The sequence below is a fragment of the [Rhizobium] kunmingense genome, from assembly GCF_977018605.1.
The window spans coordinates 487,334-511,707 of sequence record NZ_CDRNXG010000002.1; the positions used below are offsets into that span (position 1 = coordinate 487,334).

The window sequence follows — 24,374 nt, forward strand, 5'->3', positions numbered from 1 at the left end:
CGCGCTTTAGCCGGCGGATTGGCCGGCCTCGCGAAACCAGGCCCGGGCATCTGCTCCGGCGGGGATCTTCATCGGCGCGTTGGTGTCCGTCACGGCCGCCAGAACCGCTTGCGCCACGTCCTCAGCCGTGGTGAATTCGGTGCCGGAGCGCAGGGTGTTCAGATAATCGGAGACGAATGCGCCGTAGGGTTCGGGGATATCCATTCCCATGCGGGCGACGGCATTCTTTCCGAACCCCGTGGTCGGAGCCGACCCGGGCAGGACAATCCGGACACGGACACCGAACAGGGCCGCCTCCAGGGCCAGGCTTTCCGTAAACGCATTCAGCGCCGCCTTGCTGGCGCTGTAGATGGACAGTGCCGGCAGCGGCTTGATGGTGACGCTGGAGCTGACATTGACGATGACCCCCGCCGCGCGAAGCCGCATCTGCGGAAGGACGGCCTTAGTCAAGGCGATCGCGCCAAGGAAATTGGTCTCGAACAGCTCGCGGGCTTTCGACATCTCGGAGCCCTCCAGCACGTTCAGCATGCCCACGCCGGCATTGTTGACCAGGGCATCGAGAGGCCCGGCCGCATCCACGGCCCTTGCGATGCTTTCATTGCTGGTGACATCCAGCGCCATGACGGTCAGCCTGTCGCCCGCGGGCAGCAGATCATGGCGCGGGTTGCGCATCGTCGCAACCACATCCCACCCTTGCGAGAGGAAGGTCTTCGCAATTTCGAGGCCGAAGCCGGATGAACAACCGGTGATAAGAATCCTTGGCATATGTGCATCTCTCGAAGCGTTAATTGCCAGGAAGATGGACCGCCGGGCCCGGACTTGCTATCTTGTTTCGTCCAATAGTTTTTAGCATGAGTCCGAAAATCATGACCGATCCTGTCGCGGAGGTCGTTTCGCTCCTCAAGCCAAGCCCGTCAATTGCCAAGCTGGTGACCGGCGGCGGCCGGTGGCTCGTGGAGCGGACCGAGCTTGGAAATCCCTTCTATTGTGCCGTGGTCGAAGGACAGTGTCTGATGACCATCACGGACCGGGAGCCCATGCTGCTGACGGCCGGCGACTTCGTGCTGGTTCCGGAGATCTTCTCGTTCACGATGAGCAGCCTTTTGCCGCCACCTCGCGGAGCCCTTGTGCAGCGTCTCGAGACCAGTCCGGGTGTATTCCAGCTTGGAGACCCCGATGCGCCGGCCGAGATCAGGGCGATGGTCGGGCATTGCATATTTGGCTCGAACGACAAGGCTCTTCTCGTCTCGCTCCTGCCGGAGGTCGTTCTTGTCCGCGGCGAGGCGCGCCTCACCCTGCTGGTCGGGATGATCAACGACGAAACGAGGGCTGACCGATCCGCCCGGGAAATGGTGCTCCGCCGCTTGCTGGAAGTGCTCTTGATCGAGGCGCTGCGCTCGACCGGCGGCGCTTCGGCATCGCCAGGCCTGCTGCGCGGCATGGCCGACCCGCAACTGGCGCCGGCACTGCGCCGGATCCACGATGATCCGGGTCGGACCATGACCATAGAGGGACTGGCACAGGATGCCGCGATGTCCCGCTCGACCTTCTTTGAGCGTTTCCGAAAAGAAGTCGGCTTGGCGCCCATGGAATATACGACCTGCTGGCGGATGGCGCTGGCGAAAGAACTCCTTCGCAGCGATGTCGCGACCGCCGAGATCGCACAACGCGTCGGCTATGGCTCGGCAAGCGCCTTCAGCGTGGCCTTCAGCCGGCATGTGGGCATGTCGCCCGGAGTGTATTCGCGATCACCGGAACCGTAGCGGGCGACGGCGAGGATTTGTTGGAAGGGATCTGATTGGAGAGATGACGGGTTGGCCGGTTGCAGACCAATGCGCTTCGGAAGCTTCGCGCCAATAGGAGACATTGAAGCTGTCCAAACCTCAGGCTATTGACGAGGCAAAGCTTGCGAATAGCCGATGGGAGATGAGATGCCCCGTTACGACTTCAATCACTTGGACCGCATGGCAAAGAAGCATATCGATGATTGCAATTTTTTGATGCTATTAAGATTTTCCTATTCATGTCGGATGGCGACGCCTCACTCGATGGCGGCTATCTCGGAGAGCGGCTGGGCATTTGCCACGAGCGACTAGGCGACCTCCACGCCGCGAAATACTGGTACGGACGAGCGGTGGAGAAAAATGCGGAGGTAAGGCTTGAAGCCGCAAAAGCTTACGAACGCCTGAGCAAGGTCAGCATCGACCATCTGTTGTGAGACTGCTTGGGCCGAAGGCAGTCAATCAACGACAAGCAGAAACGCGATTCACGTTCGAGAAATCATGGATATGTCCTACAAATGCAGTAGATGCAGCTCTGACATGGAAGGGGGATTCTTGCTTGAGAAGGGGGACGGCGGCATCCTGTCGTCCGAGACCTGGGTCTCAGGTGAACCCGACAAAAGCTTCTTTTCCGGATTGAACCTCAAAGGCAAGGTCGTCTACGAGGTTAAGACGTTTCGTTGCATCTCATGCGGTTATCTCGAGTCTTACGCATTGAGTAAGCAATAGCCCCGACGACCGGAATTGGGCGACAATTACCATCAAAGAAGCCGTGCCGCTCGGCCGCTTCGGCGTCCTGCACTATTGTAATAGCTTGACGCCTGCTGCACCGACCGATGCCGCGACGGCTCCATCGCCTCAGGGAGGGGTGTTCCACGATTGGCGGCTTCGGTCAGATATCCCGACCGCAACCCATGCGCCGAAAACTCCCCACTGTCGAACCCGGCCAACGCCGCCCGCTGCTTAACGATATCGTTCACCGATTTCGGATCGAGCACCCGCTTCGACACATTCCCCCAGCGATCGAACTTGCGAAACACGGCGCCCGCCTCGATCCCGGCAGCGGCCATCCAGGCATCCAACGCCTCGACCGGCCGCCCAGTGAGATAGACGACCTCGTCGTGATCGGCACCGGATGTATTCGTCCGCCGAGATGAATGGCGAGAGAGGGCAGGGGAGGGCCGTCTTCGACGACGATCGGCGGTTCGATCGCCAGCTGCTCGCGGCGCAATCCGGCAATCTCGCTGCGCCGGCGTCCGCCGGAGGCAAAGGCTACCATCAGGATTGCCCGGTCACGGAGATCGCGCAGGCTGTCGCTCGTGCAGGTCGACAGCATCTTGGCCAAAACATCGCCGGTGACCGCCTTGGCGCTCTTCCTTCTACGCGGTCGCGGCGTGGCGCGGACGGCGAGGCGAATGGCCGACTTGCGGGCAGGGGAGGCAAAGGCACCGGAAAGGCCGCGCCATTTCGTCAGGGTCGACCAGGTGGCCATCCGCCGGCGCACCGTGTCAGGCGCATGCGGGCGGGCCAGCCGTCTTCAGAAAACCCTGGCCACGAAGCTTTTGCTCCACCTCCGTCGGCATCCCATGCTCCGGATCGTTTTCACGTTTTGCCGGATCCCACAGATGATGCGCGACGAATTTTAGCAGCAAGGCTTCGGGCGCCGGCCAGGGCAGGGATTTTTTCGTAGCCGCCAGCGACCAGGACTGCAGATAGGCCAGATCCGAAGTGAGTGCCCGAAGGGTATTTTCGCCCATGCCTTCGTTGATCAGATGGCGCAGGGTTTCGACATCCTGGTCCGTCAAGAGTTCGGCCAGCTCGTCGCGACGCTCGATCGGTAAAACAGCGGCGATTGTGTCGAGTTCGCTGGCGCGGCGATCGACAGCACTCATTTTGGCAATCCATGTTCGTCGTCGAACTCGTCGTGGTTGGAGATGGTGCCGGCCTGTACGTTCGCTTGCCTCTCGGCTGCCATTGTCCAGACGTCATCCATCGTCCCTACGCCTTTCGGGATCGCGGTCAGCTCAGCAACCGGCTTTCCCGCACGGCAGATCACCACCTGATCACCGCGCACAACCAGCCCGATCAGTTCCTCAAACCGCTCGGCTGCTTCATCGGCATCGACAAAAACACGCATTCTCTTTCCCTAACCCACTATGACCGCTACAGAGCCAACATTGGTGGCCCAGCGCCCGGCATGACACGCCTCTGGCGACATCACACGTGACCTCCGAGCAACATTGCAATACTTCCGTAATTTCCGTATATTCCGTAAAAACGAGTTTTGACATGACCTCCACAGATACGGCCGCTACGGTCTCCAAGAATTTTGGCGCCTATCAGGATGCCGCCGTCCGCGATCCGGTGATTATTACGAAGAGCGGCCGGCCGCGCACCGTGCTGATCGCCTACGATGATTATTTGCGGATGGCAAAGCGCGACCGGCGCGTCGAGTTGACGTCCGCGCTCAGCGACGACGATCTCGCTGCGATCGAGGCTTCGGACATGGACGGGTCGCTCGATCATCTCAATGCGGAACTGCTGACGGGCGAACATGCTGCCGACTGAGCCAAAAGTTGGCTGGGTGTTTCGCTACTCGTATCTCTGGCATTGGCAGTTTGTTGAAGGCCGCGACGAGGGCGACAAGGTCGCCTGGTGCTGGCGATCGTCGCGCATCTCGATGACGGCACGCCGGCCGTACGCGTCTTGCCGATCACCCATAGCCCGCCCAAAAGTCCGGACGAGGCTATCGAAATCCCGCAAGCGACCAAACGGCGCCTGGGGCTCGACGACGATCGCTCGTGGATCGTGCTGACCGAAAGCAACCGGTTTGTCTGGCCGGGCCCGGACATGCGACCGGTCGACAGCGACTATTTTGGCCCATTGCCGCCGGCACTGTTCGCGGAGGTTAAAAGGCGCTTTGTTGAATTGGCAAAAGCCCAACGACACCGGGCGACACCACGCAGCGAGTAATCTTTTGGCATCATCCATCCCAGGGAGCCGACCTTGAGCGGCGCCACCATCGTTGATCGGGGGCGATTCTCGATGATTTGCGGCGAGAAGACAATCACTTCCGATAAGCAGTACTTATCGATGGTCATAACCCCACCCGTCGATCGTACCATGTGGCGAACCACAATAGTCATATAGCGTTCGTTAAAGAAATCGTTTACCATAAATTCAATGGCTTACGATTTCGACAGATCGACAATTTCAAACTTGGTTGGGCCTGCTTTTGACGCCGGCATCGCCCTGACCCGGCTCGACGAGCGCATCGCCCGCTCGCCGGTGGGATCCGGCTTTCTCGAACGGCAAAATTTCGCCGACGCCTGTGCCTCCCTCTGGATCGACGGCGAACTCGTTCATCTCGAGGACCTCGTCCTTCACGACGCCTTTCGCGATACTCGCACACCGACCCACGAACTCACCATCGCTCGCGACGTATTGCGCACGCGCCGGCGGATTTCTGGCCAGTCAGTCGACTGGGCTCTGTCCCCGGATGGTATCCGGATTTTGCGACAAACCTCGGACACAGGTGCGGGCGCCGCCGAAGCCGCGGAGCCGGCCGGCGTCATGCGGCCCGCGGTCGCGATCGATGCGGTAGGGGAGGTGGATGATGGTGATGATCCGGAAAATATTCCGGGTCTCGACTATGCTGCCATCGATGCGGTGCTCGCCCGATCGGAGGCTGCGATCGAGAGTGCCAAACGGCCCGGCCGTGGCAGCGTTCAAGAAAAAGACCCGATGATCTATGATCTCGACTGGGATGAGGATGCCCGGCTTGACGAATGGCGCGGCGTGCTGCGCCAGGCAAACGATCTGCCGGCGGTGTTTCGGGCCATCGTCGCCCTCGATGCCTGGAACGAACTGTCGGTGCTTCAGCACGCGCCCTGGCTCGGACGGCTGTTTTGCGCCTCTATCCTACGAGACGCCGACATCACCACTGGCGCCCATCTGGCGGCGATCAACCTCGGCCTCAAAACCATTCCCGTCGACCGGCGCCGGCATCGCGACCGGGAAACCCGACTACTCGCCATCGCCCATGGCTTTTTGGCGGCCGCCGAGATCGGCATGAAAGAACATGACCGGCTGGCGCTGGCGCGCACGCTCATGGAGCGAAAGCTGGAGGGGCGGCGGACATCTTCAAAGCTGCCAGAACTGGTCGAGCTGGTGATGGCACGTCCCCTTGTGTCGGCCGGGATGGTCGCAAAGACGCTAGAGGTAACGCCGCAGGCGGCGCGGCGGATCGTTTTGGAACTTGGCCTGCGCGAGATGACGGGGAGGGGGAGGTTTCGAGCGTGGGGAATTCTGTGAGCTTTGCCTCTTGGATAAGCGAGATATCAGTTCCTACTCAGAGTTACTATCACTACCCAGCCTCGCCTGATTGGCTAGCGATTCTTGCTCTGGCACCAACCCTTCCCACGCGTCATGCACCCAACGACTAACGCTTGTAACTTTCCGGGCTAGTAGCTGGTCTGCGTTTGGGCAATCGGCGAATTCGCCGTCGCGAAAATCGAAGTTCGCTTTGTGTTCTTCCAGTTCACGCTGGGCTCGGCGATAGATCATCCACAGACGCTGGGGTTTGCGAAGCTGGAGCCAGCTGGTCAACCCTCCAGCGAGAACCGACAATATAGAGGGGACTGCCTTCGCCCAAAAATCTCCGGTACCAAGTGTAACAAAGAGAGGAGCGGTCAAGGTGCTGGCAATTATGATAGAAAAGCAAGCTTGAGATTCTTGTTTGTTGTGGTTGGCCTTCTCCCGAAATCCTTGGCGCACGCTCGAGTAGTAAGCGGTAGCAGTGGCGAATTCGTCTTCTTCCAGCGTCTTGTCTTTGCGAACCATATTTCAGTCTGCTCACCTTCTGTAATAAATTATTGTAGGTAACTGTCAGAAATCGCCCAGCAATAAAGCACTCGTCAGTGCTTCGCTTCCGAGCCTATGTCTTTGAGTTCTATATCGCTTTTTATAGACAGCGGCTTAAATACCTCATTCACCCCTTTTAGCAGAGCCTCCTTTTTAGGCTTTCCGTGGTGAAACCAGTAGATACGATTTATGATAAATATCCCGAACACCATTCTCAGAAAGGGGGAATGGCCGAGGCTTTTCGAAAGATCTCTTGGCAAGTGGCTTTTACCTTGGGGATCCATGTCGAAGGCCCATAGACGCCGATAGAATTCCTCGAGCGGGGAATTCAGCTCTACACGCATTATAGGTGACAGAAGTACGTTTGTTCGCCCTGCTTCACAAAGCAGCGATAACATCGCGTGCATCGGATTTGCAGCCAGATTAAATTCGAATTCCGCGACGACTAACTCGACGAATTTATCAAGCCGTCCTTCTGCGCTTTGGTCGTCAAAAGTTACCTCTCCGCTTTTACGCATCTGCTCTACGACTTCCGCAGCCGCGGCTTTAACGTCAAACGTTGAGTAGATGGTCAGGAGATCAGTGGTAACGAGGGCAGCCAATTTTAATACGCGATTTATTATTAGCAGCTTCTCTTGATCTTGCATTTTTTCGGCGGCTGCGCCCAGCATCACAACGCCTGCAACGAACCGCGCGATGGCGACATGCTCGTCGTGGAATGAATCAGGATCTGAAATGTCTATCCGTTTCGCCGTGCTACTTTGCGCTATCTCAGCTTGCACATCCATGCGGGCTTGTTTCTCACTTACCAAACTCGTGACCTCGACGAGCTTCTCGCCCTGTCGAGATATGTCATTTGACAACTTACTGAGGTCGAGACTCTTCATGAGCAAGTGGCTGCTGAAATCTCCGTCTTTAATAATCGAGTCGTATTTTCCCAGTTTGCCCTCAAAGAAATCGATCGACGCGGAGAGGCGCTTTGAAACCGTTTCATAAAGGCCTCGGTCGTTACTAAATTCCGAGAAGAGGTCGAATGTAGCGTGGTCGAAATCTGGACTATCAAAGTCGAAGTATTTCATCCCGCTGTCGCCGTTGGCAACTAGGCCCTTTGCCAACATGTATGTCCTTATGACCGGGACAGATATTTGAGCCTTGCCGCCCTCGAATGAAATGACGCCGTTATCGACAAACGTTGTAATGAACTGAGATGGGGTGATATCAAACCCCATTTTATCTGCATAATCTTTGACGTAGGCCTCCAACCCATTCTCGTCAAAGCTGTTTTTTTCGCTGTATATGTCAACAGCAAGTTGAGAAAGAAATCTCTCTCGTGTTCCCCGGCGCAACACAACCTTTGAAGGGTCATCGGCAATGATGAGGGAAAGCAGGCCAGCAACTGCGAGCTCAATCAACTCCCCACGCTGGTTTGCTTCGATAAATGATAACACAGTATCTTTTTGGATCGAGGCTAGGTAGGTCGGATGAACTTTGAGGCGATAATTACTGAACGTTGACATTAGTCGGGTGGCAACAACCTCGGCTTCGTCCACGGACATGCCAAAGTTATCTTTCATGTACTTGGTGATCGAGGCGAATGAAATTCCCTCAACATTGAAGGTTTCAGGTTTAAGCTGCTGGTCGAGCTCATTTTCGTAGATGCCGGCTTCATTTCTGTCCGGAAAGATCATCAAACTGGCGTTCTCATATCCTTCGATTTCTTTGAGCAGAAACTGCGCCTTAGTTTTAGATCCAAGCCGCGCGTCGACCAGAATAAACACGATGTGGTAATCGACAGCATTCTTAGTGAAACGCAGATTACGTTCTTCAAGCTGCGCGTCTAGGGAATTCCGCGGTGGGCCAAACTCAGACCATTTCACGCAAACAGGCACCGTGTAGCGTCCGTGCAAACCAGCTTCAGTTAAAAGGTGAGCAAATAGCCAAGGGAGCGCGGTGTCTGGGTAATGATCCGGCAGTTGAATTAGAACGCGCCCACTCTTAGAAAGTACTTCTTCAACCTCTTGTTCTGCTGGCAGTTTTTTGCTCTTTTTGCCTGCCATCACTTCCGCTTTCCTCAGGCGGGGTACAGGCATCTTGTACTCTTGCTCAATCGTTTTGAAGACGATAGAGCGGCGAAGGAGTTCCTCTCGGATCTCCTGCTCATTAGCGGATAACGCAGCTGCTGGTTTATCCATGATGACCTCGACCGGCTTTTTATCCGAGTTTGGTACGGTTATTCCTGCGAGCATTCTTGTCAGATTATGGTGCAAAAAAAGAGCCGCGTTACTAGCAGCAATTTGCCGGAAGACGTTCTTAAATTGATCCTCTGCCAATTTTTTCGATTCGTCTGCAGTATCGGAGATCCCGCGTATGACGATGTGTGAGAGCGCCTTTATCTCAGAACAGGCCTTCGCAAATCCGGCACTTTCGGTGTCAACGCAAGCCATCTTTCGACCGCATTCGCGTACGTCGTCCACAGCGTCTGAGTCTGCCAAGACCATGTTGGTGGAAGCTATTTTTCCACCCGTAGCTTCTGGAATCTTGTAATGAGAGGTCGGGTTACCAAGTATATCCTGAGTAGCTATACCAACTAATCGTCCTTGATTTACCATTTCACATGCGTTTTTCCAGGTGCGATAAGGAGATTTACCAGTAGCACTCATCCGCGAGCGGTCGAGTGATTTAGCGATCTCTTTATCACTGGGAAAAGAGTCAGGATCATACTTTATGCGGGTTTTGCCATTCTTATCTTTTTCCTGTTTCATTCGCTGAGTTAAATCTAAGACGTGCTTGGAATAGAATACATCACCCAGTTTAGCGTCTTTCGAGATCCCGCCCGCAATTCCTATGCAGATTGCCAGCCGGCAAGTGTGGTGGTTGAGAACCTCTTTCATCACATGATAGGCGGCATCGTTGCCCCACTCAAACCCGGCAATAACCGCCACATCTTCTCCAGCCTGTCCCTTTGCTAGATAACCAGTATATGTCTCGCCATTTATATCTCGTTCTGGACGAAAACGTGCCTGGAGACTTTCGTATTCTTCCTGGAGCGGCGTGTAGATAATTGCTTGCAGATGCATCGACTATTTCCCAGTTTGACCACAAGCTGAGTTTATCGGAGCCACGAATGCAAGGCTTTGGGCAAACTGCCGCTGAAATAACTGTGAAATCTTCTGTGGATTTTCCCACGGAGTAGACCGAGCGGTCGGGCCGCGACGCGACCAGTTAAATAGCAGGGTCGTTGGTCCACACCCTTCAAGCGCAAACTGGATCCATTATTTTATTTCCCAAAACGATATTGCGGAAAATTTTGATTACAAGCCTGCCGATGTTCTGCTTTCGTCCTTCCTGTCTGTAGTGCGAATTATCAAGGGCTTTGTCAGTTGTTTAAATGCCCCTCGCGTCGTCGGACAGGGACATGCGGATCTTCGCAACAATAACCTTGCAGTCCTCTATCGAGGATTCTGGCGCGTCCTGCCAAGAGTACCCCATACATGCCGGTCTGTGACGCTTATTGTCCGGTTCCCAAGCATATCTCGGCATGATGTGGGCATGCAGTGCAGGTTCGCTATTGCCCCAGATTTCGTAGTTTATCCGCGCGCAATCGGTAGCGCTGAGGAGGGCATCTCCGGCCGCAGCCATATCGCTCAGGAATGTTGCACGCGTTTCAGTGTCGAGATCGTTCAGGCTTGGTACGACCGGATCTGCAAGCAGGAGGCAATAGCCCGGCAGGGGTTGAACGTCGCCGATGACCAGCCAGCCAGATGCCATGCGGGAAATCACGAAAGGGTTCGTTCCTGTCCGTGCCATGGCCACGCGTTTTTCGATAAGGTTCATGTCGCCCTTTCTTCTTGTGATCGCCGTCAGCGCGGGACTATTCAGTCCTTTACCGCAGCATGGGTGAGGCAAAGCAAAAATTCTTGCACTTTGCCGAGGTTCGCTGTCAGGACGGCGATGATCGGGCTGAACACGAATGCTTTGGCACAAGTCGAGACGTTAAGCTGAGCAAGACGACAGAGAGGGGCAGCATTCGGGTCATTTTCACCTCTGATGGAGCATTCACAAGTCTGCCTCCGGCGCTCTTGAGCGGGTTTTTGCAAAGCTCGGGAATTTTCTGGGCTCGCTCTGATCCGCCATGTCGTCGCGGTACCAGCTCGGTTCGTCGAGTGCACCACGCCAGCCATAAATGGCGAATAGAGGCCGCGTCGATGTCCTGATGGTGTGGCTGATGTCGCTGCCATGGAGGATAAGATCGCCGGGCCGCTTCATGAGGAAGTCTGAACCCGCGCCGACCTGAAACTCGGCTTGCCCGGCGACAACGATATAGAACTCTTCCGCCGCATGAGCATGGGCCGGATAGTCTGTCTCCGGTCCGAGAATGAACAGGCCAAGGATCATGGCTTCACTGTGGAAGCGTCCTAATGGGCCGATGCACTCGCCCGTCGCAAAACGCGATATGAACGGTTGGGACCAGGGCTGTTCCTCGTAGAATTCCGACCATCTGGCGTGGGGGAAGGCAGCGAGTGCCGGATCGAACAGCGCCGGATGCCCGGTCGATGCATCATCGAAAAGAACTGAGGCATAGCCCAGGCCCCTGACCGGATGCGATAGAGCGTGGCAAGGGGTGGGCATTCGGGTGGCTTCGGCCTGAAAATCCTCGGCAAAGCCAAGTGCAAGGTCACGCTGATCCGGCTGCGTCAACGTGGCGGCAGCCTTGCGAAGGCAGGCCTCGGTCTCGCTGAGGAGATGATAGATCGCATCCTGCCTTTTGGTCGAAACCATTGTCATGGCCAGAATCCCCCAATTTTTCGAGCCCGGACACCGAAGCGTGCTTTGGGCACGATCTGCGCGATCATTCAGCGTCCAGCGCAAAGCGCACGGCAGCATCACAATGCAGGCTGGCAGTGTTGAACATCGGAAAGTCCGGCATGTCCGGCTGGTCGATCAACAGAAAAATCTCGGTGCATCCGAGAATCAGTCCTTCGGCCTGCTCGTCTGCCCGCATCCTCTCAGCGATTGCGATATAGCGCCGCCGGGATGCGTCGCGGAAGTCGCCCTTGACGAGTTCGTCGAAGATAATCCGGTCGATTTCCTCCTGCTCTGCGTCGGTCGGGGTGATGATCTCGATCCCGAAGCGATCGCGCCAACGTGCCTTGAGATAATCCAGTTGCATGACAGGCCGGGTACCGAAGAGCGCAACACGGTTCAGCCCCGCATCTCGGATCGCCTGCCCGGTGGGATCGGCGATATGCAGCATCGGGACATGCCTTTCCGCCATGATCGCTTCAAGCGGTTTGTGCAGCGTGTTCGACACGCACAGAATGAGATCCGCTCCGCCAGCGACCAGCCCCTCGACCTTGCCGCGCATATAGTTGGCCAGCCCGTCCCAATCGTCCTCGCGAACCATGGCCTCGATATTGCCGAAGTTCATGCCGGCGATCAGCGTCTCGGCGATATCCCAACCGCCGAGACGCGCATTCACGCCGTCATTGAGCATGCGGTAATAGTGTTCGGTGGCGACATTCGAGCAGCCGCCCAGAAGGCCGATGGTTTTCTGTTGGAGCGGACGTGACATGATCGTTTCCCTTCAGCTTTTGCTGCTGGGTAGCGGAATCGGGCCCTAGAGTCTTGAACGCATTTGACATTGTGCGAATGCTCCGGGCGTCACGCCATAGACGCGTTTGAACCAGCGGGTCAGATGGCTCTGATCGGCGAAACCTGCGGCATGGGCCGCTTCGCCGATCGGACTGCCTCCGGCCATCATATCCTTCGCCACCCTTGCTCGTGTCACCGACAGGAACTGGAACGGCGACAGGCCATAAGCTGCGCGGAAACAGCGTGAAAGATGTTCCGGGGAAACGCCCACAAGAGCTGCGAGCTGCGGCAGCGTCGGCGTTGCTGCGGGGTCGTCGGCCAGCAGATCATGCACGATACTGATGGACGAGGGGGTGGTGGATTTGCCATGCAAGGCGGTCGCGCCTTGCCTGAGGGGCGTTGCCGGAAAGATTTCCAGCAGAAAATCCGCCAATGCCAGCGGGTCCTCCAGTGCTTCCCGGAACCGCAGGGCAGGGGTGGCTTCGGAATGCAGCCGATACCCGCCGACGCGGCGATCAACCTCCGAAAGTCCGAGGCCGGTCGCTTCCGCGATCTGCTCCATTTGCAGGTAGATGGATTGATAATGCCAGCCGGCATCGTCCACCGTCGCGGCCGCATGCAGGGTCTCGGGACCGATGACCAGCAGATCGCCCGCACCGATGCCGAATTCCTGTTTCTCGCAACGCGCCAGTTTGCGGCCGGCGGTATAGGCGGCGATAACGACCTCGGTATGGCGGTGAGGCGCATATTCGAACCGCCGGACGCGGCTTTCCAGCACATCGAAGCCGCCAAATGCGTCAGCACGGGAGATCGAGACCGCGTTCATCGCCATATTAAACGACCCTGCACCGACATCATTCCGCTTCGGTCGCGGCAAGCCATGCCCGCAATCCTGCGTCCAGATGATCGCGCAGTTCGGACGGCAGGCCCGCGATCAGTCGATGCTGGTTTGCGACATGCTCGGTTACAACGCGGTCGACCAGTTCGAAACCTCGTGGGGTCAACGTTACGGCTTGTCCTCGGCCATCCTCCGGATCGGGCTGGCGGGTGATCAGCGCGGCTGCTTCCAGGCGGCAGAGGCGATTGGTCATCGTTCCCGATGTCACCATCGTCGATGAGATCAAGGCCGATGGACTGAGTGTATAGGGGGCGCCCGAACGCCGCAGCGTCGCCAGAACATCGAACCCTGCGGCTGTCAGGTCATGCGCTTCATAGACGCGGCCGAGTTCGGAGGACAGATGGTCTGCCAAGCGCTTCAGCCGTCCAAACGTCCCCATTGGCCCGACATCGAGATCCGGGCGTTCATGGTTCCACTGGGCAAGGATGCGGTCGACATAGTCCATGCCGGATTTGATACCCGGTTTTATCTTGACGTCAAGAAATCATCGAGATATCTCGACGTCAAGATAAATGGAGGGCGCCATGTCCAAAGCCGTCGATCTGCTTCTTGCCGCCATTGCGCCGGTGATCTGGGGCACGACCTATATCGTGACGTCGCAAATGTTGCCGCCGGGATATCCGCTAACCGATGCAATGTTGCGAGCGCTGCCCGCCGGTCTCCTGCTGATGGCGATGACGCGGCAGATGCCGCCGGCGGCATGGCTGGGACGTCTCGCAATTCTCGGTGCTCTTAATTTTTCTGTCTTCTGGGCCGCTCTGTTCGTTGCAGCCTACCGCTTGCCGGGCGGTGTTGCGGCAACGCTTGGCGCGATCCAGCCGCTGATCGTGCTGCTTCTGGCTCGCTTCGTACTCGCAACGCCACTGAACGCAACAAGACTGCTCACCACCGTCGCGGGCATCGGCGGCGTCGCGCTGCTTGTGCTGGGGCCGACGGCAAAGCTCGACATGGTCGGCGTTGCGGCGGCACTGTTCGGGGCGCTGTCCATGGCCTGCGGCGTGGTCATGACACGCAAGTGGAAACCGCCTGTTTCTGCCCTGACCTTTACCGGCTGGCAACTGACTGCGGGCGGCATCCTGCTGGTGCCCGCTGCCTTGTTGCTTGAACCGGCGCTGCCACCGCTGACGGCGTTGAATATCGCGGGTTTCGCATGGCTGGGGCTGTTCGGCGCTGCGCTGACCTATTTTCTGTGGTTTCGCGGGATTGAGCGTGTTGGCCCGCAATCGGTCACCGGGCTCGGCTTCCTCAGCCCGCTGACGGCGGTCCTTCTGGGCTGGCTGGTTCTCGGAGAGGCGCTGACTCCGTTCCAGATTTTTGGCGCTGCCATCGTGCTGGTCTGCGTGGTGGTCGGTGCACGTCCCGCTGGCGTGAAACTGATTGGAAAGGTTGCCTGACATGACGATAGAGAACGCAGAGCCAGTGGCTGACCGACTGCCGGTCGGCGGATTGCTGGCGCTGGCCATGGCAGGCTTCATCACTCTCATGACTGAAGTCATGCCGGCTGGGCTTTTGCCGCAAATCAGCGCCGGACTGGAGATCGATGAGGGCATGGCCGGACAACTCGTCACGGCCTATGCTGCTGGCTCGGTCGTCACGGCCATACCGATGATGACGCTGACCCAGGCGATGCCGCGCCGCATGCTGCTGCTGCTCGCTGTTGGCGGGTTCGCGCTGGTCAACATGGCGACGGCCTTGTCCGCGCATTACTGGCTGACGATGGGCGCGCGGTTCCTTGCAGGAATGTTTGGCGGCGTCGTCTGGGCGCTGCTGGTCGGTTATGCCGTCCGCATGGTTCCGGCCCATCTGGCCGGACGCGCCATTGCCGTCACCGGGATAGGAGCGCCGCTTGCCTTCTCGGTCGGCGTTCCGCTTGGTACATCGCTTGGCGCCTTTGTCGGCTGGGATGTCGCCTTCATGATGATGAGCGCGGTAGCCCTGGCCTTGATGGTGTGGATCCGCGCCGTGCTGCCGGAATTTTCGGGGCAGACGGATGATGGTCGAGCCTCCACTCTCGCAGTGCTGAAGATGCCGGGATTGGTGACGATCCTCTCGGTGATGTTCGCCTTCGTCGTCGGGCATAACATGCTTTACACTTACATAGCACCGCTTCTGGTTCCCTCGGGGCTTTCCGGACGGGTCGACATTGTGCTTCTTGTCTTCGGTCTGGCGTCGCTTTTGGGGCTGTGGATTGTCGGAATATTGATCGATCGGCACCTTCGCCTTCTGGTGCTTGCCGGTCTGTTTGTGTTCGGCGGGCTTGCTGTTCTGTTCGCGGTAGCTGCCGCTTCTGCCCCGTTCATGCTGGTGGGGGTCGCGTTATGGGGGACAGTTGCGGGGGCTGCCCCGACATTGTTCCAGGCCGCCGAGGCAAAAGCCGCAGGTGACGCGACCGATATAGCGCAGGCCATATTCGTGACCGTGTGGAACACCGGTGTTGCTGTCGGCGGTTTCGCCGGAGGTGTGTTGCTCACGATCTTCGGGACATGGTCACTGGGTTGGGCAGTGTTCCTCCTGCTGATCCCTGCGTTTGTCATGGCGCGGATTGCATCGAGCGGTTTTGCCCGATGAAGGAAACCGGAAGGGTTGCACGGAGAACAGGTTAAAACGGCAGCCCTGCCGCCCGTCGGCTTGGTCGATCGCCCGGCGAGGATTTCGAGATAAGCCGACCCCCGTCCCGGCTCTGAGGCGAAGCGACTTGTATTTTCGATGCCGCAACTTGCCTCGCGGCATCGTTGTGCCAGGCGTTACATTGCGGTCGTGTCTCGACCGATCAAGCGTAAAAGATATCTCGCATAATTTAGCGTGTCAGCTGTTCGCGAATGTCCGCCGAAGCTGACGAGATTGCGAGATGACGGGCCGCTTCGCCAAGTGCGAGACCTTCTGCAGCGAACACCTCGATGTTCGTAACACCGATGAATGAGAAGATTGATTTGAGATATGACTCCGCATGTTCCGTTGGTGCAAGTGAGATGCCGTCGCGGTAAACTCCGCCGCGAGTGATCAAGAGGATCACTCGTTTTCCGCCCGCCAATCCTTCCGCACCGTCAGGGCCGTATCGGAATGTCCGACCGGACACCACAATCCGATCGATCCATGCCTTCAGTTGGCTGGGGATCGAGAGGTTGTAGAATGCCACGCCTATGACGGTCACATCCGCTTCAAGAAACTCCTCCAGCACCGTGGCGCCTACATCTACCTGTGACGGTGATGAGCCTCCCGAGTTTTTGTTCCCATCCAGGTGCGGGATCGGATCTGAGACCAGGTCCCGGTAAGAGATTTGCGCCTGCGGATGCAGTCCCAAGAGGCAAGCCGTGGTTTCAGCAGACAGCAGGCGGCTAATAGAGGCCTCGCCCGAAATGCTGGTGTCAATGTGCAGGATTTTCATATTACGCTCATCCAAATCTGTGTCATCCATGGCTCGAGCTGCCAATAATGGTCTGCCACTGCATGACCAAAATGCCCACGAATACGACGGAAAGACCGATAACTCGCGTCGGCGTTACCGGTTGTTTCGGGAAGCCCATCAGTCCCCACTGGTCCAATGTGGCCGATGCGAGTAACTGACCGAGGATGATTGCTACGATAAAATTCGCTGCACCCAACATTGGCGCGATGATAAGCGCCCCGGTGACATAGAGCGCACCGACCAGGCCGCCGACCCATATCCAGCGTGGAGCCTGAGCCGCGGCAGTAAGGAGGGGGGTATCGAGCCGAGCGGCAAGCATTATCGGGATGATGCAGATGAGGCTGACAAGTAGCGAAACTGCGGTTGCCCACAGTGGATGGCCGAGGCTGCGCCCGAGAGCGGCGTTTGCTCCCGCCTGGAAGGGGACGGCCGCCCCGGTGATGATCGCCGGGATGAGCAAATAGAGTTGGTTCATGGGGTTTATCTCCGTTCTAGGAGCGTGATGGATCATCTATTTTCAGAATGGAAATTCTTAAATATTATTCGGAATATGAGCGCGATGAATAATCTTAGGGGTGTCGACCTCAATCTCCTGGTCGTCCTAGATGCGGTCTTGGCCGAGCGGCATGTCTCTCGCGCATCACTTAGGTTGGGAATGAGCCAACCTGCCGTGAGCCATGCGCTCGCGCGATTGCGAGATATGTTCGATGACCCTCTGCTTGTCAGGAGAGACGGAACATTTGTGCTGACCACCAGGGCGCAGCACCTCGTTCCGCTACTGTCAGACACATTGCACCAGATCCGAATGGTCGTAGGTCCAGAGCAGTTTGACCCGGCAAATGAAGTGCGACAGTTCCGGATCGCCATGTCAGACTTTGGTTCGGCTGTTCTTCTGCCAAAACTGATGCCAATGCTCAGACATGAGGCCCCGGACGTATCTATCGTCGTCACCCATTCTGACCGAAGCGGCATGGTCCGGCAGATCATGGACGGGGAAGTCGATCTGGCGCTCGGTGTATTTTCCGAAAGACCCACGGAATTCACAGGTTCGATCCTGTTCAACGAGCGCTTTGTCTGCGTGGTCGCCGGTGATGCGCATGAAGGATCAGGTACCCTTACTATGGAGACCTACCTGAAGCGTCCGCACATTCTGGTTGCCATGAAGGAGTTTGGTGGTAACGAGATAGACGTCGCGCTGACAAAATTAGGGCTTTCCCGGAGAATCGCTCTGGCGCTGCCTCATTGGAGTGTCGCCCAAACCTTGGTATCGGGCACAGATCTGATTCTTACGATCGCCAGCAGAGCGGTGGGATCGCTTGGTATGTCTCGTAATACCCTTGTCCTTGAGCCGCCATTTTCCATCCCGGAATTCTCATTCACAATGAACTGGCATGATCGCCGCACGCACGATCCCGCGCATCAGTGGTTTCGCGAAGTGGTGAGGCGCGCCGTCGGGTCTAGTGATCCGTCTCGACAACTGTAACCGCACTCGACTTAAACGGCCGAAGCTGTTCGGCATCATCGGGACGTTCAGTGACTAATGTCGTGATTTCGCTCAAGGGGACGATTTGATAGGGCGATGCTGCGCCGAGTTTTTCTTTCGTAGCAATCACAACCGTCTCACCTGATTGTCTTGCAATCAAGCGTTTGATTGATGCTTCCTCTGCATCACCCGTCGTCGCGCCTGTCTCGGGATGCAGGCCTGTTACCCCCATGAAGAAAATATCGGCTCGAACGCGCGCGATGGCTTCAGCGCAGGTGGAGCCCACCGTGACGATAGAATGCTTGAACAATCGACCGCCGATCATTTCGACATCGATCGATGGATGTCCAACCAATTCGACGGCGATGCTTGGGCTGTGTGTGATAACGGTCGCTCTGAGATCCCGCGGGATTTGTCGAGCTAACTGTATGTTGCTCGTGCCTCCGTCCAGGAAAACGATCTGACCTGAGGCAATCAATCGAGCAGCGGCGAGGCCAAGGGACGATTTGGCTGAGGCTGCTGTCCCCTGGCGTGATGCAAAGTCCGCCTCAGCCGCCGACGCCGGAAGCGCTCCACCGTGTACCCGCTGCAACAAACCCTCTGCTGCGAGCTCGCGAAGATCGCGCCGAATAGTGTCTTCCGAAATGCCAAGCTCCTGACTGAACGCCTTTGCCACCAAGCGCCCATCCCGTTGCAATACCTTCTGGATTAGAGATTTTCGTTCAACCGTCAGCATGGCAATCCCGCAAATAGTTCTTGACTCTGCACGATATTGCACGAATTCTCACGAAAATCCACATGGTTTGTCGAGTAACTGGAGCAGGTAATGAGCATTTCCGATCGTGTCCACGTGAACGGGGTCACTGTGCTGTCTGACGACTGGTACATACTGAAAAAGACTGACTTCTCCTTCCGTCGAGCTGACGGCAGTTGGCAACAGCAGTCGCGCGAAACCTACGATCGAGGAAATGGAGCGACGATCCTTCTCTACGATCGCGTTCGTCGAACTGTGATTCTCACAAGACAGTTTCGCTATCCGGCATTCGTAAACGGGCATGACGATTTGCTGATCGAGGCACCTGCCGGGTTGCTGGATAATGCCGATCCGGAAACACGGATCAAGGCGGAAACGGAAGAGGAGACCGGGTTCCGCGTGCGCGAGGTTCGGCAGATTTTTGATGCCTTTATGAGCCCAGGCTCTGTGACCGAACGGCTTCATTTTTTCGTGGGAGAGTACGAGCCCGATGATCGAGCCGGCCAAGGCGGCGGTAATGAGGACGAGGGGGAAGATATCGCTGTTCTCGAGACCTCGATCGAGGAGGCGCTGGATATGGTCTCTCGCGGGATTATTCGTGACGCAAAAACAATCATGCTTTTGCAATACGCCGCGCTACACATTTTTACTCCTGTTCGCGCCTCTTCGGAGGTTAACCCGTGCTCATCTTGATTGCTGGTCCATACCGTTCAGGTACAGGCGATGATCCTGAGAAGATGGCAGCCAACCTTCGGCGACTTGAAGAAGTTTAATGGCCTCTCTTTCAGGCGGGACACGTCCCTATGATCGGCGAATGGGTTGCCCTTCCGGTCTGGCACGCGGCGGGCGGTGTTACTCTTGGCGACAGGCTATATGACAAAATTTTCTATCCGGCGGCGGGGCGGCTCCTGCAAATCTCTGTTATCGGCTCCGTTTGACGCACCAGGCAATCGCAAGACTGCATCGCGGAACGTAGCTTCGCAAGATGCTGCGACAGGGCTGACTGGGAAACGCCAGTCTCGGACGCGAGGGAACCGACATCGCGCTCCGATCGACTGACGCATATCAGAATGCGCAATCGAACTGGGTTGCTCACGATGTCGAGAAATGATGCAGCCAATTGCGGGTCAAAAGATATCTCGACCGTTTTTTGTTTCATTGAAACCGAGTCCTATTAATTCGGCCGCTGCGCTGGTCAGCATATGTCCATAGCCCTCTTATGCGCAGCAAGTAGACGCATTTGAGGCCGAGCTAAGTGGTCAAGCTGAACGCCGCCGCCGGGAGGAAAACTTTTGGGGTTGACCGATCCGGCTGCCAAGTTTTAGTCTTCAGTAGATTGCCGTCCCGCCGAGCGCTTCGACGCGTAATCTCCCCCCCCCGATAGTGTAGATAGGATGGCACATGTGTGACCAGTTATTCGTCGTGACCGGTGGCCCCGGTTCCGGCAAAAGTAGTTTGATCAACAAGCTTGCGTCGCATGGATTTCGCACCAAACTTGAAGCGGGGCGGGCGATCATCAAAGATCAGGTGAGGATCGGTGGAGCTGCCCTTCCTTGGGCGGATAAGGCGCTTTTTGCAGAGCTCATGCTCTGTTGGGAGCTGCGATCCTATATGGAGGCAAGCGCAGAGTCCTCCGTGACAATATTGGATCGCGGGATTCCCGACGTGGTCGGGTATTTGACGCTCTGTGGTCTTCCCGTGCCTGAGTACTTGGAGCGGGCTGCCGCGCTCCACCCGTATAATCGCAAAGTCTTCCTTGCGCCTTACTGGGATCGGATTTTCACGAATGATGATGAGCGGAAACAGGGGGTGGACGAAGCGAAAGCTACGGGTGACATGATGTACGAGACCTACACCCGACTGGGCTATGAGATAGTGGAGCTTCCACTGATCGATGTCGACGCGCGCGCAGATTTCGTGCGTGATCACATCGGCAGGCGTCAGTTCGAAAACTGATTTTCATACAAAGGCTCCCATGAAAATCGCTCGTGCGGAGTCTATCTCGCCATCTTTGTCGGGACATCCCACGTTAGTCGAGAGACGTGACGATATTGTCGCAAATGCTGCGGTCATAAGCCACATTCAGCCAGTCGTCCGCGCGACGCAGACATGTGCACGCTCCGCGTTTATGTCGTCACGGAGCGCTGAAACCAGAGGGTCTGAACAGTGTCTCGATCTACACCTGTTCAGCGGCGCGCTTCGGTCGCCATGCGAATGGCCAAACATCCTAAGACTGTTCCCATTACCCAACGCTGAACGATTATCCAGGTCGGTCTGCTTGCAAGAAATGAAGCTATCGTCCCGGCTGCTATTGCAATGATCGCGTTGACGGTGACGCTTACCACTATCTGGGTGGACCCAAGAGCTAGGGATTGAACGAGCACGCTGCCATGCTCAGGCTTTATGAACTGAGGAAGGAGTGACAAATACATGACGGCGATCTTGGGATTCAGAATATTGGTCAAAAAGCCCATCGAAAACAGCTTCCCCGGACCATCTTTGGGCAAATCTTTCACCTGAAACAGTGACCTTCCACCGGGCTTTACCGCCTGCCATGCAAGAAAAAGCAAGTAGAGGGCGCCAGCGAATCGTAACGCATCATAGGCGTAGGGCACCGCCATGACGATCGCGGTAATGCCGAACGCCGCGGACATCATGTAAAATACAAATCCGAGTGCGACGCCGCCAAGCGAAATTAATCCCGCCATTCGTCCTTGGCAGATCGAGCGCGAGATTAGATAGACCATGTTAGGTCCAGGGGTGAGGACCATTCCCAGGGCAATTAATGAGAAAGCAAAAAGGGTGTTTATTTCGGGCATTCATTTCCCTCGTGAAGAGTGTTTCGGGTGCGATCAAAGTTGCATTCTCAAAGCGGGCCATCGCGGCTCTCGCGGACTATTGTGCCATCTCCTTTGTGCTCGGTTTAGGAGCCCCGATTTAGAAACTGATATTCCGGGCGCTCCAGCAGTGCATGAACCCCTACGATGTCTTTCGAACTGTAAGCCTCAAGCTGCTTTTGCGCCGGGAGGCTGACATTATCGAGCGTGTCTGCTGCATGCTTCCTTTTCATTCCTTTCGATTGTGGACACCCTAGAGTGCTCCGCGTTACGACCGATTGGTCGATCCTGCGAATTTTCGTATTGCCGCCGCGCATTCGTCGGGTGCCACCTGGAATAAGAAATGCGGCGCTCTGATATCTTCTATCGTGAGGCTTCGCGCTATCCGGCCGATATCGGCTCCAGCTGCCCCGCTGATCAGCCGATCTTGCGTGGCACGAAGGTAAAGGACGGGGCGAGCGATGCGATGGCCTTGTTCCGTCATATCAACGGTCAGTGCAGCGTTTGCTCGTTTGCGCAGAACGGATGCCGAGACAGTGCGCAGAGCGCCTCTAAGCTGCCGTTCGATGATAGGTGTCGCACTTTTACCCAGCAGCAGCCATGTCAGCAAACGCATCGGCACGAGGCGAGGGGATATTATTCGAACCAATAATTTCAGCAGCCACTTCGCACGAATTTTAACGCGTGCAAAGGACGCAGCTAGTACAACCCCTTGCAGCCTCTCGCCCGCCTCGAAGGCCAGTTGAAGAGCTAGGGGGCCGGAAAAGGATTCAGCGACTATGATGTAATCGAAATCAGGCAACTGCCGCCGCAAAAGGACAAGCAATTCTTCGTAGCCCAGTGGGACATCTGTCGGATAGGATATGATCGCTACCTCGAAATGGGGCTGGAGCGTTGCTGCGAAGTCCTGAAGCAAGACGCCGGTACCGTCCAGCCCGGGCAAAAGCACGAGGGTGGGAATGCGCATAGGTGCCTGGATCGCTGGATTAGCAGGCATAGTGCATGACCATGTTGTCTTCGCCATTGGCGTTGTCCATGCCGATGACGCTCCAGCCCAGATTTCGATAATAAATTTCTAGATCAGGCGTGTAGAGATACAGGTTGGAAATTCCGAAGGCGGTCGCTTGAGATACGATCGCATGCATCATCAAGGTGCCAATACCACGCCCGCGCTGATCCGGCGCAACGATGACATCGCTAACCCAAAACTTCCATTCGGGGAAATGGGGCAGTTCATTCCGCGTAAGGCTTACACTTCCCGCAACATTATCGCCGTTTAAGGCCACAAAAGCGATCGGAGCTTTCAATCCGGTGCAGCGCTCCTGCAACGAGTGCTCCAGGCCTACCGGATCGCTCCATGCAGCAAGTTTGCCCCATTCATTGTGCAAAAGGTAAGCGACAGCTCTGACATGTTCCGGATGCATTGCCAGTGGTTCGACCCGGATCATTTCTGTCTCCTCAATTCCAATGCCATAGCTGCGATCCATCACACCAGTCGCCTCTCTCCAACGTCGACGGGAGTAGCGCAATTCCCGTGACGAAATGTTCTCGATGGCTCCCTAGAATGCCCAGTTGCTGAGTTCTCAGAAGAGCTGGTCATTCAGAGTAACCTAGTTCCAGCGGCAACTATCTTATCTGGGACGCAGAGCGCCACTGCACCGTTTTCCAAATGGAAGCCCGTAACCAGACATTCTGATTGTATAGGGCCAATCTGTTTCCTGGGAAAATTTACCACGGCAACGACCTGCTTCCCGATCAGGGCTTCAGGCGTATAAAGGTGCGTAATTTGAGCGCTGGACTTCTTCGTACCGATCTGCGGCCCAAAATCGATTTGAAGTATGTACGCAGGTTTCCGGGCTTCCTCGAATATGGCCGCTACAATTATCGTTCCAACGAGGATTTCAACCTTGGTAAAATCGGACCATGTTATCTCTTCCATAAATCGCTCCTGACGACACTTTTGAGACTCATTGGCTGTCACATCGAACGACTAAGGCCACCGTCGACGGGAAGTGCAACACCTGTGATGTAGCTTGCTTCAGCGCTGCTCAGAAAAGAAACGACTGCACCGAATTCCTCCGCGCTCCCATATCGGCCCGCAGGGATTTCGCGCTGGCTTTCGGCAGCAACAACCGTCTGGTCCAAGCCTTTGTCTGCTGCATCCAGGGCGTCCAGCCTAGCCGTTCGTTCCGTTGCGAACCGGCCAGGAAGGACCAAGTTGACCGTCACACCGTCGCTTGCAACTTCTGTTGCAAGCGTTTTCGCCCAACCCGCAAGTGCCGCGCGTAAAGCGTTTGATGCAGCGAGGCCTGCAATGGGCTCCCGAACACTCGTTGACGACACGGCTATGACGCGACCGAAACGCTTTCGCCGCATTTCGGGAAGGAAGTGTGTAGCAATGCGGATTTGACTGAGGAACATCGCCGAATATTGGGCCTCCCAGAAACCGAGGTCGAACTTCGATGCGGCTATGGGGGGCGGTCCGCCGCCGTTCAGAAGTAGGATGTCAATGTCTTGAACTTTCTGCTCCATTTCAACGAGAAACTCCTCGACACTGGTCCGCGAACTAAAGTCACAGGCGACGGAAGAAGCAATTCCGGGTCGACCGCGTAAGCGGGTTTCCGCGGTTTGCAGGGCGGACTTGTCGCGCCCCACCAGGATCACGTCAGTACCATTGCTGGTCATCGCGTCGGCCACGCCAAATCCCAGTCCTTTGCTTGCACCCAGAAGAAGTGCGGTTCGTTTTTTGCCGGAACTCAT

27 protein-coding genes and 3 pseudogenes are annotated in these 24,374 nt (G+C 56.6%); 11 read left to right on the forward strand and 19 right to left on the reverse strand.

The window, feature by feature from the left end; all coding sequences use genetic code 11:
- Positions 1-6: 6 nt before the first annotated feature.
- Positions 7-765 carry an SDR family oxidoreductase gene (locus tag AC0JZ4_RS20565; RefSeq protein ID WP_471888355.1) on the reverse strand — a complete coding sequence of 253 codons (759 nt, stop codon included), beginning with the start codon at positions 763-765 and terminating at the stop codon, positions 7-9.
- A 101-nt stretch (positions 766-866) separates the two neighbouring features.
- Here AC0JZ4_RS20565 and AC0JZ4_RS20570 point away from each other — a divergent pair, with 101 nt between their 5' ends.
- Both AC0JZ4_RS20570 and AC0JZ4_RS20575 read left to right on the forward strand, forming a co-directional pair.
- On the forward strand, positions 867-1,763 hold the full coding sequence (locus AC0JZ4_RS20570) for an AraC family transcriptional regulator (protein ID WP_471888356.1): 897 nt from the start codon (positions 867-869) through the stop codon (positions 1,761-1,763).
- A gap of 224 nt (positions 1,764-1,987) precedes the next feature.
- Positions 1,988-2,218, forward strand: a complete 231-nt coding sequence (locus tag AC0JZ4_RS20575; RefSeq protein ID WP_471888357.1) for a hypothetical protein — start codon at positions 1,988-1,990, stop codon at positions 2,216-2,218.
- 324 nt (positions 2,219-2,542) lie between these two features.
- Here the strand turns inward: AC0JZ4_RS20575 and AC0JZ4_RS20580 are convergent.
- Both AC0JZ4_RS20580 and AC0JZ4_RS20585 read right to left on the reverse strand, forming a co-directional pair.
- Positions 2,543-3,673 (reverse strand): annotated as a pseudogene (locus AC0JZ4_RS20580) (site-specific integrase).
- Positions 3,670-3,918 (reverse strand): type II toxin-antitoxin system Phd/YefM family antitoxin, encoded by a 249-nt coding sequence (locus AC0JZ4_RS20585; RefSeq protein WP_471888358.1) that lies wholly within the window; start codon positions 3,916-3,918, stop codon positions 3,670-3,672. The pseudogene AC0JZ4_RS20580 and the gene AC0JZ4_RS20585 overlap by 4 nt, the downstream one beginning before the upstream one ends.
- A 152-nt stretch (positions 3,919-4,070) precedes the next feature.
- Here AC0JZ4_RS20585 and AC0JZ4_RS20590 point away from each other — a divergent pair, with 152 nt between their 5' ends.
- From AC0JZ4_RS20590 to AC0JZ4_RS20600, 3 genes and pseudogenes are all read left to right on the forward strand, one after another.
- On the forward strand, positions 4,071-4,349 hold the full coding sequence (locus tag AC0JZ4_RS20590; RefSeq protein ID WP_471888359.1) for a type II toxin-antitoxin system Phd/YefM family antitoxin: 279 nt from the start codon (positions 4,071-4,073) through the stop codon (positions 4,347-4,349).
- A pseudogene (locus AC0JZ4_RS20595) lies at positions 4,336-4,754 on the forward strand (plasmid maintenance toxin (PemK-like)). Before AC0JZ4_RS20590 ends, AC0JZ4_RS20595 begins: the two are co-directional and overlap by 14 nt.
- A gap of 210 nt (positions 4,755-4,964) precedes the next feature.
- A complete protein-coding gene (locus AC0JZ4_RS20600; RefSeq protein WP_471888360.1) occupies positions 4,965-6,095 on the forward strand; it encodes an RHE_PE00001 family protein in 1,131 nt (376 codons plus the stop codon).
- A gap of 33 nt (positions 6,096-6,128) precedes the next feature.
- On the opposite strand, the gene AC0JZ4_RS20605 is transcribed toward AC0JZ4_RS20600, so the two are convergent.
- The 7 genes from AC0JZ4_RS20605 to AC0JZ4_RS20635 form a co-directional block, all read right to left on the reverse strand.
- Positions 6,129-6,623, reverse strand: a complete 495-nt coding sequence (locus tag AC0JZ4_RS20605; RefSeq protein ID WP_471888361.1) for a DUF4231 domain-containing protein — start codon at positions 6,621-6,623, stop codon at positions 6,129-6,131.
- 74 nt (positions 6,624-6,697) lie between these two features.
- Positions 6,698-9,721 carry a 5'-methylthioadenosine/S-adenosylhomocysteine nucleosidase family protein gene (locus AC0JZ4_RS20610; protein ID WP_471888362.1) on the reverse strand — a complete coding sequence of 1,008 codons (3,024 nt, stop codon included), beginning with the start codon at positions 9,719-9,721 and terminating at the stop codon, positions 6,698-6,700.
- Positions 9,722-10,028: 307 nt separating this feature from the next.
- Complete coding sequence (locus tag AC0JZ4_RS20615) at positions 10,029-10,478, reverse strand: HIT family protein (RefSeq protein WP_471888363.1); 450 nt, start codon at positions 10,476-10,478, stop codon at positions 10,029-10,031.
- Between the two features lie 222 nt (positions 10,479-10,700).
- The gene (locus tag AC0JZ4_RS20620; protein WP_471888364.1) at positions 10,701-11,513 is read right to left on the reverse strand and encodes a dimethylsulfonioproprionate lyase family protein; all 813 of its coding nucleotides are present in this window, start codon (positions 11,511-11,513) and stop codon (positions 10,701-10,703) included.
- Complete coding sequence (locus tag AC0JZ4_RS20625) at positions 11,494-12,216, reverse strand: aspartate/glutamate racemase family protein (RefSeq protein ID WP_471888365.1); 723 nt, start codon at positions 12,214-12,216, stop codon at positions 11,494-11,496. The genes AC0JZ4_RS20620 and AC0JZ4_RS20625 overlap by 20 nt, the downstream gene beginning before the upstream one ends.
- A 45-nt stretch (positions 12,217-12,261) precedes the next feature.
- Entirely contained in the window at positions 12,262-13,068 is an 807-nt protein-coding gene (locus tag AC0JZ4_RS20630) for a helix-turn-helix transcriptional regulator (RefSeq protein ID WP_471888366.1), read from the reverse strand.
- A 22-nt stretch (positions 13,069-13,090) separates the two neighbouring features.
- Positions 13,091-13,591 (reverse strand): MarR family winged helix-turn-helix transcriptional regulator, encoded by a 501-nt coding sequence (locus tag AC0JZ4_RS20635; protein WP_471889051.1) that lies wholly within the window; start codon positions 13,589-13,591, stop codon positions 13,091-13,093.
- 55 nt (positions 13,592-13,646) lie between these two features.
- On the opposite strand from AC0JZ4_RS20635, the gene AC0JZ4_RS20640 reads away from it, so the two are divergent.
- Positions 13,647-14,528 (forward strand): EamA family transporter, encoded by an 882-nt coding sequence (locus tag AC0JZ4_RS20640; protein ID WP_471888367.1) that lies wholly within the window; start codon positions 13,647-13,649, stop codon positions 14,526-14,528.
- A 1-nt stretch (position 14,529) separates the two neighbouring features.
- A complete protein-coding gene (locus tag AC0JZ4_RS20645) occupies positions 14,530-15,702 on the forward strand; it encodes an MFS transporter (protein WP_471888368.1) in 1,173 nt (390 codons plus the stop codon).
- A 229-nt stretch (positions 15,703-15,931) separates the two neighbouring features.
- Here AC0JZ4_RS20645 and AC0JZ4_RS20650 read toward each other — a convergent pair whose 3' ends face one another.
- Positions 15,932-16,519, reverse strand: a complete 588-nt coding sequence (locus AC0JZ4_RS20650; protein WP_471889052.1) for an FMN-dependent NADH-azoreductase — start codon at positions 16,517-16,519, stop codon at positions 15,932-15,934.
- Positions 16,520-16,541: 22 nt separating this feature from the next.
- Positions 16,542-17,015: a DMT family transporter gene (locus AC0JZ4_RS20655; protein WP_471888369.1), complete on the reverse strand. Its 474-nt coding sequence runs from the start codon at positions 17,013-17,015 to the stop codon at positions 16,542-16,544.
- A gap of 27 nt (positions 17,016-17,042) precedes the next feature.
- On the opposite strand from AC0JZ4_RS20655, the gene AC0JZ4_RS20660 reads away from it, so the two are divergent.
- A complete protein-coding gene (locus tag AC0JZ4_RS20660) occupies positions 17,043-18,023 on the forward strand; it encodes a LysR family transcriptional regulator (RefSeq protein WP_471888370.1) in 981 nt (326 codons plus the stop codon).
- On the opposite strand, the gene AC0JZ4_RS20665 is transcribed toward AC0JZ4_RS20660, so the two are convergent.
- The gene (locus tag AC0JZ4_RS20665; protein ID WP_471888371.1) at positions 17,998-18,759 is read right to left on the reverse strand and encodes a DeoR/GlpR family DNA-binding transcription regulator; all 762 of its coding nucleotides are present in this window, start codon (positions 18,757-18,759) and stop codon (positions 17,998-18,000) included. The genes AC0JZ4_RS20660 and AC0JZ4_RS20665 overlap by 26 nt on opposite strands.
- Before the next feature lie 90 nt (positions 18,760-18,849).
- Here AC0JZ4_RS20665 and AC0JZ4_RS20670 point away from each other — a divergent pair, with 90 nt between their 5' ends.
- Together AC0JZ4_RS20670 and AC0JZ4_RS20675 are read left to right on the forward strand one after the other, a co-directional pair.
- Entirely contained in the window at positions 18,850-19,470 is a 621-nt protein-coding gene (locus AC0JZ4_RS20670; RefSeq protein WP_471888372.1) for an NUDIX domain-containing protein, read from the forward strand.
- Positions 19,458-19,694: pseudogene (locus AC0JZ4_RS20675) on the forward strand (DUF4406 domain-containing protein); the annotation flags it as partial. The gene AC0JZ4_RS20670 and the pseudogene AC0JZ4_RS20675, both read left to right, overlap by 13 nt.
- Here AC0JZ4_RS20675 and AC0JZ4_RS20680 read toward each other — a convergent pair.
- The gene (locus AC0JZ4_RS20680; protein WP_471888373.1) at positions 19,664-19,936 is read right to left on the reverse strand and encodes an ArsR/SmtB family transcription factor; all 273 of its coding nucleotides are present in this window, start codon (positions 19,934-19,936) and stop codon (positions 19,664-19,666) included. The pseudogene AC0JZ4_RS20675 and the gene AC0JZ4_RS20680 overlap by 31 nt on opposite strands.
- 242 nt (positions 19,937-20,178) lie before the next feature.
- On the opposite strand from AC0JZ4_RS20680, the gene AC0JZ4_RS20685 reads away from it, so the two are divergent.
- Entirely contained in the window at positions 20,179-20,733 is a 555-nt protein-coding gene (locus AC0JZ4_RS20685; RefSeq protein ID WP_471888374.1) for an AAA family ATPase, read from the forward strand.
- 230 nt (positions 20,734-20,963) lie between these two features.
- On the opposite strand, the gene AC0JZ4_RS20690 is transcribed toward AC0JZ4_RS20685, so the two are convergent.
- The 5 genes from AC0JZ4_RS20690 to AC0JZ4_RS20710 all read right to left on the reverse strand — a co-directional run bounded on the left by AC0JZ4_RS20690 (position 20,964) and on the right by AC0JZ4_RS20710 (position 24,374).
- Positions 20,964-21,596, reverse strand: a complete 633-nt coding sequence (locus AC0JZ4_RS20690; RefSeq protein WP_471888375.1) for a LysE family translocator — start codon at positions 21,594-21,596, stop codon at positions 20,964-20,966.
- Between the two features lie 286 nt (positions 21,597-21,882).
- Entirely contained in the window at positions 21,883-22,638 is a 756-nt protein-coding gene (locus AC0JZ4_RS20695; RefSeq protein ID WP_471888376.1) for an alpha/beta fold hydrolase, read from the reverse strand.
- Entirely contained in the window at positions 22,601-23,101 is a 501-nt protein-coding gene (locus AC0JZ4_RS20700; protein WP_471888377.1) for a GNAT family N-acetyltransferase, read from the reverse strand. Before AC0JZ4_RS20700 ends, AC0JZ4_RS20695 begins: the two co-directional genes overlap by 38 nt.
- Before the next feature lie 113 nt (positions 23,102-23,214).
- Positions 23,215-23,553 carry a tRNA-binding protein gene (locus AC0JZ4_RS20705; RefSeq protein WP_471888378.1) on the reverse strand — a complete coding sequence of 113 codons (339 nt, stop codon included), beginning with the start codon at positions 23,551-23,553 and terminating at the stop codon, positions 23,215-23,217.
- A 38-nt stretch (positions 23,554-23,591) separates the two neighbouring features.
- Positions 23,592-24,374, reverse strand: a complete 783-nt coding sequence (locus tag AC0JZ4_RS20710) for an SDR family oxidoreductase (protein ID WP_471888379.1) — start codon at positions 24,372-24,374, stop codon at positions 23,592-23,594.

Bases quoted from the DNA above. Each gene is read 5' to 3' on its own strand.
- AC0JZ4_RS20570 (WP_471888356.1), top strand. From the start codon at position 867: ATGACCGATCCTGTCGCGGAGGTCGTTTCGCTCCTCAAGCCAAGCCCG.
- AC0JZ4_RS20690 (WP_471888375.1), bottom strand. From the start codon at position 21,596: ATGCCCGAAATAAACACCCTTTTTGCTTTCTCATTAATTGCCCTGGGA.
- AC0JZ4_RS20680 (WP_471888373.1), bottom strand. From the start codon at position 19,936: ATGAAACAAAAAACGGTCGAGATATCTTTTGACCCGCAATTGGCTGCA.
- AC0JZ4_RS20590 (WP_471888359.1), top strand. From the start codon at position 4,071: ATGACCTCCACAGATACGGCCGCTACGGTCTCCAAGAATTTTGGCGCC.
- AC0JZ4_RS20660 (WP_471888370.1), top strand. From the start codon at position 17,043: ATGGATCATCTATTTTCAGAATGGAAATTCTTAAATATTATTCGGAAT.
- AC0JZ4_RS20610 (WP_471888362.1), bottom strand. From the start codon at position 9,721: ATGCATCTGCAAGCAATTATCTACACGCCGCTCCAGGAAGAATACGAA.
- AC0JZ4_RS20625 (WP_471888365.1), bottom strand. From the start codon at position 12,216: ATGTCACGTCCGCTCCAACAGAAAACCATCGGCCTTCTGGGCGGCTGC.
- AC0JZ4_RS20630 (WP_471888366.1), bottom strand. From the start codon at position 13,068: ATGGCGATGAACGCGGTCTCGATCTCCCGTGCTGACGCATTTGGCGGC.
- AC0JZ4_RS20655 (WP_471888369.1), bottom strand. From the start codon at position 17,015: ATGAACCAACTCTATTTGCTCATCCCGGCGATCATCACCGGGGCGGCC.
- AC0JZ4_RS20645 (WP_471888368.1), top strand. From the start codon at position 14,530: ATGACGATAGAGAACGCAGAGCCAGTGGCTGACCGACTGCCGGTCGGC.
- AC0JZ4_RS20605 (WP_471888361.1), bottom strand. From the start codon at position 6,623: ATGGTTCGCAAAGACAAGACGCTGGAAGAAGACGAATTCGCCACTGCT.
- AC0JZ4_RS20640 (WP_471888367.1), top strand. From the start codon at position 13,647: ATGGAGGGCGCCATGTCCAAAGCCGTCGATCTGCTTCTTGCCGCCATT.
- AC0JZ4_RS20700 (WP_471888377.1), bottom strand. From the start codon at position 23,101: ATGGATCGCAGCTATGGCATTGGAATTGAGGAGACAGAAATGATCCGG.
- AC0JZ4_RS20710 (WP_471888379.1), bottom strand. From the start codon at position 24,374: ATGAGTTCCGGCAAAAAACGAACCGCACTTCTTCTGGGTGCAAGCAAA.
- AC0JZ4_RS20650 (WP_471889052.1), bottom strand. From the start codon at position 16,519: ATGAAAATCCTGCACATTGACACCAGCATTTCGGGCGAGGCCTCTATT.
- AC0JZ4_RS20585 (WP_471888358.1), bottom strand. From the start codon at position 3,918: ATGCGTGTTTTTGTCGATGCCGATGAAGCAGCCGAGCGGTTTGAGGAA.
- AC0JZ4_RS20615 (WP_471888363.1), bottom strand. From the start codon at position 10,478: ATGAACCTTATCGAAAAACGCGTGGCCATGGCACGGACAGGAACGAAC.
- AC0JZ4_RS20600 (WP_471888360.1), top strand. From the start codon at position 4,965: ATGGCTTACGATTTCGACAGATCGACAATTTCAAACTTGGTTGGGCCT.
- AC0JZ4_RS20685 (WP_471888374.1), top strand. From the start codon at position 20,179: ATGTGTGACCAGTTATTCGTCGTGACCGGTGGCCCCGGTTCCGGCAAA.
- AC0JZ4_RS20665 (WP_471888371.1), bottom strand. From the start codon at position 18,759: ATGCTGACGGTTGAACGAAAATCTCTAATCCAGAAGGTATTGCAACGG.
- AC0JZ4_RS20705 (WP_471888378.1), bottom strand. From the start codon at position 23,553: ATGGAAGAGATAACATGGTCCGATTTTACCAAGGTTGAAATCCTCGTT.
- AC0JZ4_RS20565 (WP_471888355.1), bottom strand. From the start codon at position 765: ATGCCAAGGATTCTTATCACCGGTTGTTCATCCGGCTTCGGCCTCGAA.
- AC0JZ4_RS20670 (WP_471888372.1), top strand. From the start codon at position 18,850: ATGAGCATTTCCGATCGTGTCCACGTGAACGGGGTCACTGTGCTGTCT.
- AC0JZ4_RS20695 (WP_471888376.1), bottom strand. From the start codon at position 22,638: ATGGCGAAGACAACATGGTCATGCACTATGCCTGCTAATCCAGCGATC.